The 10972-nt window shown below is 40.4% G+C and carries 9 protein-coding genes and 1 pseudogene; 3 read left to right on the forward strand and 7 right to left on the reverse strand.

The window, feature by feature from the left end; translation table 11 throughout:
• Positions 1-10 precede the first annotated feature (10 nt).
• The 5 genes and pseudogenes from IPMB12_RS01930 to IPMB12_RS01945 all read right to left on the reverse strand — a co-directional run bounded on the left by IPMB12_RS01930 (position 11) and on the right by IPMB12_RS01945 (position 6220).
• Positions 11-1558: a xanthine permease gene (locus IPMB12_RS01930; protein WP_166914413.1), complete on the reverse strand. Its 1548-nt coding sequence runs from the start codon at positions 1556-1558 to the stop codon at positions 11-13.
• A 159-nt stretch (positions 1559-1717) separates the two neighbouring features.
• Complete coding sequence (locus tag IPMB12_RS01935) at positions 1718-3139, reverse strand: YlbE family protein (protein WP_166914416.1); 1422 nt, start codon at positions 3137-3139, stop codon at positions 1718-1720.
• Positions 3139-4689 (reverse strand): acyl-CoA synthetase FdrA, encoded by a 1551-nt coding sequence (gene fdrA, locus IPMB12_RS12225; protein ID WP_407704066.1) that lies wholly within the window; start codon positions 4687-4689, stop codon positions 3139-3141. The genes IPMB12_RS01935 and fdrA overlap by 1 nt, the downstream gene beginning before the upstream one ends.
• A gap of 90 nt (positions 4690-4779) precedes the next feature.
• A pseudogene (locus tag IPMB12_RS12230) lies at positions 4780-5538 on the reverse strand (oxamate carbamoyltransferase subunit AllH family protein); the annotation flags it as partial.
• Between the two features lie 73 nt (positions 5539-5611).
• Complete coding sequence (locus IPMB12_RS01945; RefSeq protein WP_166914420.1) at positions 5612-6220, reverse strand: ankyrin repeat domain-containing protein; 609 nt, start codon at positions 6218-6220, stop codon at positions 5612-5614.
• A gap of 508 nt (positions 6221-6728) precedes the next feature.
• Between IPMB12_RS01945 and IPMB12_RS01950 the strand changes: the two genes are divergently transcribed.
• Positions 6729-7658 carry a LysR substrate-binding domain-containing protein gene (locus IPMB12_RS01950; protein WP_166914422.1) on the forward strand — a complete coding sequence of 310 codons (930 nt, stop codon included), beginning with the start codon at positions 6729-6731 and terminating at the stop codon, positions 7656-7658.
• Between the two features lie 57 nt (positions 7659-7715).
• Positions 7716-7931 carry a response regulator gene (locus IPMB12_RS01955; protein WP_166914424.1) on the forward strand — a complete coding sequence of 72 codons (216 nt, stop codon included), beginning with the start codon at positions 7716-7718 and terminating at the stop codon, positions 7929-7931.
• Here IPMB12_RS01955 and IPMB12_RS01960 read toward each other — a convergent pair.
• Together IPMB12_RS01960 and IPMB12_RS01965 are read right to left on the reverse strand one after the other, a co-directional pair.
• Positions 7928-9250 (reverse strand): ATP-binding protein, encoded by a 1323-nt coding sequence (locus IPMB12_RS01960; protein ID WP_166914426.1) that lies wholly within the window; start codon positions 9248-9250, stop codon positions 7928-7930. The two genes, IPMB12_RS01955 and IPMB12_RS01960, sit on opposite strands and share 4 nt — an antisense overlap.
• Before the next feature lie 3 nt (positions 9251-9253).
• Positions 9254-9946 (reverse strand): response regulator transcription factor, encoded by a 693-nt coding sequence (locus IPMB12_RS01965; RefSeq protein ID WP_166914428.1) that lies wholly within the window; start codon positions 9944-9946, stop codon positions 9254-9256.
• A 228-nt stretch (positions 9947-10174) separates the two neighbouring features.
• On the opposite strand from IPMB12_RS01965, the gene IPMB12_RS01970 reads away from it, so the two are divergent.
• Positions 10175-10963, forward strand: coding sequence for a MipA/OmpV family protein (locus tag IPMB12_RS01970; protein ID WP_166914429.1), 789 nt, complete (start codon positions 10175-10177; stop codon positions 10961-10963).
• Positions 10964-10972: the final 9 nt, after the last annotated feature.

Consider the following 10972-nt stretch of genomic DNA (forward strand, 5'->3'; position numbering starts at 1 on the left):
ATTTATAACGTTATTTAGTTGTTGGTGTATCTGCAACTACGGGCTCTGCATTACGGCTGTCCAGATAGTGTTTAAGGACAAACAGGGCTGCCATCATGAGGTAAGCATAAACAAACATCATTGATGTTCCTTTTGCAAAGCCAACAGAAGGTGAATGAATAATACCAAATAGCACTAAAAATGCACCAAATGCTGCGGCAATAGCGCCACGTAGTGGTTTATCAAGAATAGCGAAGATAGCAATACAGCCCCATAACATACTGGCGAGTGGTGCACCGCTACCTAAGTGAACAAGACCCTGATAATAAACCCCTTTGCTGGCGAGTACATCTGCACCGATTTTCATGCCGGATGTTCCCGCGGCACCAAGAGCACCATTAACAATAGTCAGTGCCCAGTTAGCAATCCATGGGAACAGACAAATAAAGATCACCGGGACTTCGACTTTAGGTGTTTCCCGCACAACCTGATTAGCAGTCACAACACCAATAAAGACCAGAATTGGTACGATGGCCGTCATCGGAATAATCGCCAGCATAAAGGCACCTAAGCCAAATAGAGGCACGATGAACATAGTGATACCAGATGCAAGGGTATAACCAATGCTTGCACCCATTGCTTTCCAACCGGCATGACCGACATAAACAGTGACCGGGAATGGGTTACCAAGGAAGCATCCAATCGTTGATGAAATACCGTTAGCCAACATGACTTTGCGGGTATTGTATTCATCACCTGCAGCATGAGCACTTTCAATATTTTCTAAGTCAAAAATATAGTTCGCCAGTCCAAGTGGGACTGCTGAGGCTAAATATGGCAGAGCATGCGGCAGACCATTTAGGAAACTGTCAATATGGATACCTGGTGGGTTAAAGCCAAATGACTCCATTGAGGCTTTGATCGCTGCCGGGCTTTGTAAACCTGAGATCCATGCTAGTGCAGTACCTGCAACAAGTAGTAGTAAACCTGTTGGAATACGAGCAAAGATCGGTTTTTTACCGAACCAGTTAATAAAGATCAGCAGTAAGACGATGAAGGATACTGTCGGTGCTTCAAAAGCCTGTAACATTGGGTTCATCGCAAGCAGTAATAAACCAAGGCCAGATAAACATGATAGTAAGACAGTACGAGGAATCATTTTACGAATAGTTTCACCAAGGAATGAACCACCAACTAAAATCATTGCTTCCACAAAACACCAGACTAAAGCGATTTGAATCGCAAATTCAGCATTTTGGGTTTGTTGATAGACTGGTAAAATAACGAGGAATGTAACAGTAAAGATAGACGGGGCGCTTGGACCTGAAGGTAAAGCTGTGACATCTGAGCGTCCGGTTTCTTTAGCGAGTTGAATACCAAAATAAGCATAGCTGATACTGGCAAGTAAAACGGCTAAACCAAAAGCCGGTGCAATGCGTCCATAAACGATTTCAACAGGGATACCAACTACAAAAATTAATAGCCCCATCATGGTGAGTAAGTTGGTCAGGTTATTGGTCATGAGACCAAAATAAGCGGCCAAGTCACCGCGTTTCCATTGTAGTTTTAGTGCACTCATAAATTATCCTTAATAACGGGAATCGTAGTATTACGTGGGGTCCGTTACAATAACTCTGTGATGCTCACCTTCCTGTTAATGCATCACTAACTGACTCCACAACCTTCAATGCTCTAACCTTTATTTCATGCCCGGTAAACCAGTTACCGGGCTGTTTTTTTACTTACAATACTGCTGACAATACGTGAGTATTGCCTTCTCAAAACAATCAAATGGTGGATGAACAATACCCGCACCAATCATGCCAATCCCTGCATCTTTATGTGCAATTGCCGTGTTGATGACAGGTAAAATACCACTTGAGCCCACTTTGGTAATATCAATCGCGGTTGGAATACCCATAAAACCAAGTAATGGAATGGTAACGTTTGGATTTTCACCTAAGGTGATTTCTCGCATTTTTCTTGAGAAGTCGATCGCTTCTTCAACTGTACCTCCGACTAACGCCACAATAGCTGGCGCAGTTGCCATAGCAAAACCACCAATACCATAGGTTTCCGTAATGGCACTATCACCAATATCTAGTCCTGAGTCTGATGGTTTGTAACCAGCAAACATTGGACCGATAACTTGTTGTGCAGGACCTGTAAACCACTGACCCGGTAAGCCACTGACCCGGACACCAAACTCAACGCCGTTACGCGCCATGGTGGTGACAACGGTGCTGTATTTAATACCATGAGCGGCATCCATTGCAGCTTTACACATTGCCATCCAGGTTGGGCCAGAGAAGTAGTCACTACTTGCTACAAAGTCAAACACCTCTTTTTGTTGTTTAACGGAATAGCCGGTTTGGATGATATAAGGTGTTAATGCCTGAATGAGCAGAGTGGTACCCGCGTTATTACGGTTATGGCACTCATCACCCATATGCAGTGCTTGTGCCAGCATTAAACGCAGATCAATTTCACCAGCGAGTTTCATGGCATCACGTAGCATCGGACCCAGTACATCACGCATCCAGATTAAGCGGTCAATTACGCTTTGATCGTTGGCACCCATACGTAATATTTTGGCCATTTGCTCACTAAGGTTAGTAAAGGCACGATTACCGTATGTCTTATTCTCAACAATATGCATAAACATAGACGCTGAGGTCACACCCGCCATAGAACCAACACAATCATGTTCATGACAAGGAGAGAAAGTGATCACACCAGAAGCAGCAACGCGTTCAGCGTCTTTGAGGTCTTTCGCTAAGCCTTCAAAAACCAGAGCACCGGTTACCGCACCTTTCATCGCTCCGCACATGTTTTTCCACTCAATAGGTGGTCCGGCATGGAGGATTGTGGTTTTCGTCATCCCCGGTACAACGTTGATTGCCTGATCATAACCAATCAGTACAGGTTGTGATTGAATAATACGCTCTAAGGCTTCTGCATTAGCTTTAGCAATTTTTTCAGCCAGTGTTTTTGATTCAATTTTATCAAGTGCTTTCACGACTTCCAGATTACCTTGTCCGGGTGGAGTCCAGTCCAGTTGAGTGACAGCAATATGTTGTTTTTTCAGGTCGTCACTGAACATTTCAATGCCGACATTAATGACGTTTAAAGGTTGTTTAAACAGTGATGGACGAGTCATTATGCAGTCTCTCCTTTCCAGACAAATTCACGAGCAAGTAAACCAGTGTTGGTACTACTACTTGCCCAGGTCACGCCAGCATCGGTGAGCAATTTACATTGCTGCGCAAGTGATGGAGTATCTAAATCAGTTCCCAGTACATAGCCTAAAATTTCCAGATGGCGACCTTCTTTTTTGGCAATTGCTTTGGATTCTTTAATTGCATCAAGCATGACACCAACCGGGTTTTCGTGTGAGCCAAAACCAAGTACAAAGTCCATCACAATTACGCCAACTTCCGGATCGCGAGCTTCTTGTAATAAGCGGCTAATACGGTTAGTTGGATCGATCATTGGATGTGGTTTGCCATTGGTAAAATCATCATCACCAAAATCAAGGAAAGTATGTTTAATACTCTTATTGAGATCTTTTAAACGGTACTCAGGATTAGGCTGAATGTTGCTATAAACATCAGGATATTTAGCTAATGCAGCAAACATTGATTCATCACATAAAGTACCACCGCAGAATAAACCGCGAATATATTTTTGCTCAGGTTTTAACTTAGCACGGACTTCTTCAATCAGTGGCCAATTGAGAGGATGCAGATCCAGATCTTCCTCTTTGATGCCTGTCAGTAATACTGCTTTAAGTGCGGCCTGTTTGGTCGCTTTAGCAAAAGTCAGCCCTGGTTTGTCTGTGTAGTGCTGATTTTGTCCTAAGAAACAAACAACAACAGGTTTTTTGCATTTTTCAGCTTGCAGCAAGACCTTTTGTGCTACAGCAGGTGCAGGTGGTTTAGAAATAAGCACGATCACGCTGGTTTCATCGTCGGCTTCCAGCATTTTTAACGCATCAAGCATCATAATGCCGCCAATTTTCTCACTCAAATCACGACCTCCTGTCCCAATTAATTGAGAAATACCCCCGCCAAATTCATGGATACGGACGCTAAGTTCCTGACTCCCTGTGCCTGACGCGCCAATAATACCGATATTACCGCGGCGAACTGCATTACCAAAACATAGCGCTGCGCCATTGATGATAGCTGTTCCGCAATCAGGTCCCATCATCAGTAATCCTTTACTGCTGGCGAGTTGTTTGAGGGCGAGTTCATCTTCAATTGAGACGTTATCGGAAAATAGCATCACATTAAGATCATTCTCTAAAGCAATCCGTGCTTCCCGAGCTGCAAATGCACCGTTTACAGAGATAACAACCAGATTACTTTCCACAATGTGCTCATGTGCAGAACTGATCGTGGCGTATTTTGCTTCGTGCTTAGAACCTCCTTTGTTCTTATTAGAAAATAACTCCTCAATAGCGATTAGGCTTGCTTCATTTTCCGCATCACTGGCACCTTTAATGACAATCATTAGATCACCATTTTTAGCGCTTTCCAGTTCCGGTGTTAGTAAACCTAAATTTCGTAATACTCCCTTATTCATTTCAGTCGCCATGGCTACAAACGCTTGCTCAACCCCTTCCAGCTGGTTGGCTTTGGTCGATATAGACATTAATGAGACAGAATCAAAATAGGTGTTTTTCTTAATAACAATTTTGGTGGACATAGCTTCTCCCAAATGATGAGTCAGATAGAGGGCATCCATGATTCCATGTAGCATGTCACTCCCTGAACTCGAGCCTATATTAATTACCGTGGTTATTTCTTTACTGATACTCTTACTAAACTGGATGAAAATCTTCTCTAATAACAAATAGAGTGATTCCCGGTACTGATTGTTAATGGATTTATTAAGTGTGACTGCACTCAATAAAGTGGTATTTGCTCTATTTTCTGTTAAGACTTGTTGAAATAGAGTCTGGAATTTGTTGCCCGGATGAGCTGGCATGAAGAGTACGATACTCATGCCGGATAGATAATCATCTGCTGTTGGTGTCAGACCAACGCCAAGTCCAATCATCGCAGCTATTGTCGTTTTTACGCTCTCTGTATCATTTTCTTTCAGCGCTGTGACTAACTGTTGGCGATATTGATGCAATTGCAGTGAAAGCTGTTGATAAAATACGTTATCATCAGCGTAATTAAAGAGTGAGTTCCCTGTTTGAATCGCACTTTCAATCTCGGTTGCGATATTCAGCCAATAAGAGGTGGAATCAGGTGAAGTAAATGTTGGTGATTGAGACTGCCATAGCTTGTTTTGACTAAAGTCGATGAGATATTTATCACCAATGACCAGATATTCATTATGAGTGCTGACATTATCACCAATCTGAATATCTAAATTATCTAAATGGTTTGCAGATACGCGGCAACAATTTGGTGCATTATCTAAGGTCGAGCAAGTAAATGAGTAAAGTTCGCCAGTGTGTTGACATAATACATTGATCGCTTTACCAAATACTTGCTCTATTCGTCCCTGAAAATTCCTCTTTAGCAGAGGTGACGGAAAATCCATATCCGTCGTTAACGCATATAGTGTATGTCGGTTCTGTGGGCTGAGTTTGTTCACACATCACCTCCATAAATCGCTATTTAGCGCCTGCTGCAACAAGTAATTTGGCGATCTCCTGATAGCCTTTTTGTTTAGCCAGCTCAAGTGGTGTTTTACCGTATTTATCGGTCATATGCGGATTAGCACCGTGGTCAAGCAACAACTTCACAATTTCTTGTTGTTTCGGCCCACCATCATTTAGCACAATGGCTTCAAGTAGAGGAGTCCAGCCAACAAAGTTGGTGTGGTTCATATTGATATCAGTTTTTTCTAGTAATTCACGCACGATCTCAACGTGACCTTTTTCACTGGCTGGTGTAATGCCTACGCCACCAAAACGGGTCAGAGCATTTAAATCAGGATTTGCTTTTAAGACGATGCGAAGCAGGGTGAGATCATTGTTTAAACAACTAAGCAGGAAAGGATTAAAGCAAGTTTGATCCTGTTTATTGACATCCGCGCCGGCAGTAATTAAATAAGCGACACATTCATAATGTTTATTTAAACTGGCTATGACAATCGCTGTTCTTCCTTGACGGTTAGTAATGTTAATATCTACTTTTTTAGCCAGGCAATCTTTGAGTATTTCTAATTGCCCTTTTTCCGCAGCACTCAGAAACCTTTGGGTAAGTTCTGTTGGTGACATATATTTCTCCTTTTCCTTTTCGAAATCGATTAAAACAATGCTCTCCTTGATTAACCCAACATCGTGATGTCCGTGATGTTGTAGTTAGTGTCTAAAGAGTAGCAACGATTAATTATAAATAACATCCGTTTGAACATCATTCATCACTAAGTGAATTATTATTGATTAAGATTCAATAATCGTTTAATAATGTGCGCTATGACATATTTTTTGGCATGCAAATAATAGGGTTTATATCTGAAGAATCAAAGCAAAATTATATTTAACTTATTAATAATAAATAAATTAATATTAGTTGTTTCATTTAATAATGAGAGATAAACAGATTATTAATGTTAGATTAAAGATAATGAACCATCTGATAATATAAGAATAAAAGATGTTCAAAACTCAGACTATTTAGTATTAAATTTTAAGCTTAAGCCAGACTTTAATCAGTGGCTGGTTAATGAATCAAAATGGTGATTAGTCCTCGCTTAATTTTGTACTGTACAAGGAGGTTATTGACATGAACTCGATTTTTACTGAAGAAAACCTGATTACTTTTACGACCGCGGCAAAGCTGGGAAATTTTAGTCAGGCGGCTAAAGAGTTAGGGATGACCACTTCTGCGGTCAGTTATACAGTGAAGCGTTTGGAAACTTATCTGGATGTTGAGCTATTTGTTCGTTCAACGCGTAACGTGGAGCTTACTGAGCCGGGCTATTATTTTTATCGCAAAGCGGTTGAGTTACTAAACTCTTTCTATTCTATCAAACGTAAAGTGTATACGATTGAACAGGGGATTGAATCTAAAGTTCGTATCTGCATTAATCAGTTACTGTATACACCTTTACATACCGCTAAACTTTTACAAATACTCAAAAGCCATTTCCCAACCTGTCAGATGACGGTTACAACAGAAGTGTATAACGGTGTCTGGGACTCAATTATTAACAATCATGCTGATATTGCAATCGGAGCGCCGGGAACATTGTGGGATGGTGGTGGTATTGATTATACCGAAATTGGTGCTATACGCTGGCAGTTTGCCATCTCTCCAACTCATCCTTTAGCCTTAATGCCTGAACCGATTAAAGAAAGCAGCTTGCGTCTGTTTCCAACAATTATGGTACAGGATACTGCTAATACCATTAATAAACGTGTTGGCTGGTTGCTCTACGGGCAAGAGGCGATACAAGTCCCGGATTTTTATACCAAGTGCCAGTGCCAGATTCTGGGTGATGGAATCGGGTTCTTACCAGATTATTTAGTTCGGGATCATGTTAAAAACGGTTTATTGATTATCAAACAAGTTCAAAACCCAAGACAAGATTCACAAATGCTGCTGGCAACCCAGCAATCTAAAAATGGTCAGGTTACGCAATGGATAAAAGACCAGTTTGAACCGGGCGGCGCACTGACTGAGATTTATAAAGATCTATTACATCAGGCATAATATAGATTGTTGAGCTGTTTACTAGGGTAAATCGATTTGATTTTACTGAATGTATTTATGCCTAAGCTTGACGGATTGTCGTTATTACATCAGAGCAGAACATTACATTCACAAACTGATATCATTATGATGACTGCGGCAAGGAGTGTGGATAATATTCAATCAGCTTTAAGATTCGGTGTGATTGATTATATTGTAAAACCTTTCTCATTAAAGATACCCTCAAAAGAGGGTATCTGCCAGAAAGTGAATCAAGTCTTAAAAGTAAACTAAATATTTTTAGGGAGTTGTACAACAATCTTTGCTCCGCCAAGATGTGAGCGAGCAATTTTGATACTTCCCTGATGAACAAAAACGATTTTTTGTACAATAGAGAGACCCAGACCATAGCCACTTATTTTCTTATCCCAGGTATTTTCTAAGCGATAGAACGGTTCAAAAATACGCTCATATTCTTCTTGTGGAATCCCCGGGCCATCATCTTCAATAATGATTTGATAGTCGCCATTGGGGAGCTGATTACCGGAGAGGCAAATCTTCTGATGGGCATATTTATCGGCATTACGCAGTATGTTAGAAACGGCTCGCTCCAATAAACGTGCATCACCTTTATAAATACTCAACTTATCAGAAATTTGCGTCGTAATTTCTTTTTGCTGATTGGGATGAGATAAGGTGCGTAAGCTGGCATGTAGCATCTTGGCTAAATTAAAGGGTTTAAGGTCTGCCTGATATTGCTGACCGACTGTGGCGAGTTGCAATAATTCATTCACGAGCTCACTGAGTTCTTTCACGTCACCTTCAAGATCTTCAATTCTACTAAGAACTTCTTGAGCTTGCGTTGGATCCTGGCTCATTGGTTTAAGGAGTTCTAAGCCAAAACTGAGCCGACTAATCGGAGTTCTCAACTCGTGAGATACCGAGTGAATGAGTTCTCGCTGGCCATTGATTAAGCGCTCAATATAACTGGCCATCTGGTTAATTTTTTCTGCCATTAACCTTACACTGGAGAACTTGCTTAGGTTAGCTCGGGCAGAAAAATGGCCTTTACTGATTTGATCAGTCGCGTGCATTAACTTTTTCAGTTCATTCCAATGGAAGGCTAACCAAAATGATACAAAGAAAAGGCCGACAATAAACATCAATAAATAGATAACGAGTTCCAGACCGATAAATTCACATTCTGTATTATCTTCATCGATATAAATTAACTTGTCATAGCGTACGTCATAAATGTAGAAAGTTGGAAATATACCTAAAAATGATGTTTTTAAAGCGGCAACGTGTTGTCCATTTAACAATCGTTGCTTCTGTTCCTCTGATATATCATCGGGTAATTCTGAAAAGGGGATAACTTTAGCAGTACCAAAATAACGTTGCTGGAGATTAGCCAGACGTTGTTGCCACTCTTCTTCAGATGTACTCTGACTCATATATTCTTGAAACAAGAATAGAGCTGCGTGTGACTGGTTTATGGCAATAGTTTCCAGTTGTTTTTGAAATATTTTGGCTGAAAAAGACAGAACAATCAGCGCAGCTGCTAAAAATGACAACAAACTCAGTGGAAAGACTCGAATAAGAAGACGCCACATACTTTACTCCCAGGCTAAAGGATTAAATAGATATCCTTCGCCCCAAACAGTTTTTATTTTCTCTGAATTTTCATCATCAAAGCGCCGTCTTAATCTGGAAATATTGTTATCAATGCTGCGGTCGAGTCCATCAAACTCAATTCCACGCATTTGTTTGAGTAAATCATCACGCGATAAAACCTTGCCAGCGGACTCAACCAGAATAAGGAGTAATTTGTATTCAGTATTACCTAAATCAACAATATTATTTTTCCAGATAACCTGACGATTTTTTTCTGAAATAGTGAGTTGTCCAAACGTGATATTTTCATCAGTATTATGTATGTCTGGTGTTGTTTTTGTACGACGCAGTAGAGCTCTCAAACGCGCAAGTAAAATACGTGGTTGAATAGGTTTGTTCACATAATCATCAGCGCCTTGTTCTAAACCTGAAACCTCATCAAACTCATCTTCCCGCGCGGTTAGAATAAGAATGGGAGCTGTGCTGATATTTCTGATTTGTCTACACACAATCATGCCATCCAGCCCGGGTAGCATTAAATCCAGAATGACAATATTAGGTTGTAGTTTTTGAAACGCTTGCAGAGCCAAATCACCACGCTCAACTATGGTGATAGTGAATTCATAAGCGTTTAAATATTCTTTAACTAAAGTCGCCAATCGCTGGTCATCTTCAATCAATAATAACTTATACATTTTTCTGTGACCTCTGTGATTTGTCTCAAAGTACCACTGGTGGAATTGTCCAATTATACAAATGATTAATAAGAGAGGATACGTAAAATACAATTCGATACAATTTAGTACAAAAGCATGCAATTCAGTGCAATTTTTCAATATTTTCTTAAAAAATAGACTGATAACCTTAAGTCCGAAATCAAAACAACGACATTGTTATTTTATTTTTATCATAAGGAATTCAGGATGCGTTTTTTATCTTATAAATCAACTATCACTCTTGCCAGTATATTGGCAGTGACATTTCCTGTAGCGAGTTTTGCTCAAACTGGAGAAGAAGCAGAATCATCATTCTCACTGGGCGCCGGCATTGCAGTTCAACCAAAATATATGGGCAGTAATAAAGTTGAAGCCGGGCCTATCATACACGCCGCTTATGACTTAGGTTACGGTTTTTTTGCCAGTACTACAGATGGCTTGGGTTTTGGATATAGTCATGAGATTTATCCTGATATTAATTTACTGGCAGGAACCGCTTTTAATTACAGGATGGAGCGAAAAGATAAAGATGAACTAAAAGGCATGGGCAAGGTTAAAGGTTCACTGATGAATACTATCAAATTTGGTATTGATATTAAAAGCTATGTGACTTTAAGTATTGGTGCCAATATTGCCCTGACTGAACATGATAATGGTTCTAATTACTTTATTTCTGTTGATACACCTCTTTATCAGACCGATAAAGATGACGTTATGTTTAGTACCACGGCTTATTATTTTGATAGCAAATACAGCCAAACTTACTTTGGTGTCACTGATAAACAAAGTGGGACTTCACAATACCGTAAATATACACCGGGTTCTGGATTTGGTCAGATTGATGCCGGCGTACTTTGGTCTCATCAATTTTCACCACAATGGAGTACTGTCTCCTATGCTGGGGTTTCCCACTTAATCGGTGATGCTGCGGATAGTCCAATTGCTAAACGTAAAACTGCACCTGTTGCAGCTTTCGCGGTTATTTACAATTTCTAAATGAAAGTA

The organism is Zophobihabitans entericus, assembly GCF_011745665.1.
Classification (GTDB): domain Bacteria; phylum Pseudomonadota; class Gammaproteobacteria; order Enterobacterales; family Orbaceae; genus Zophobihabitans; species Zophobihabitans entericus.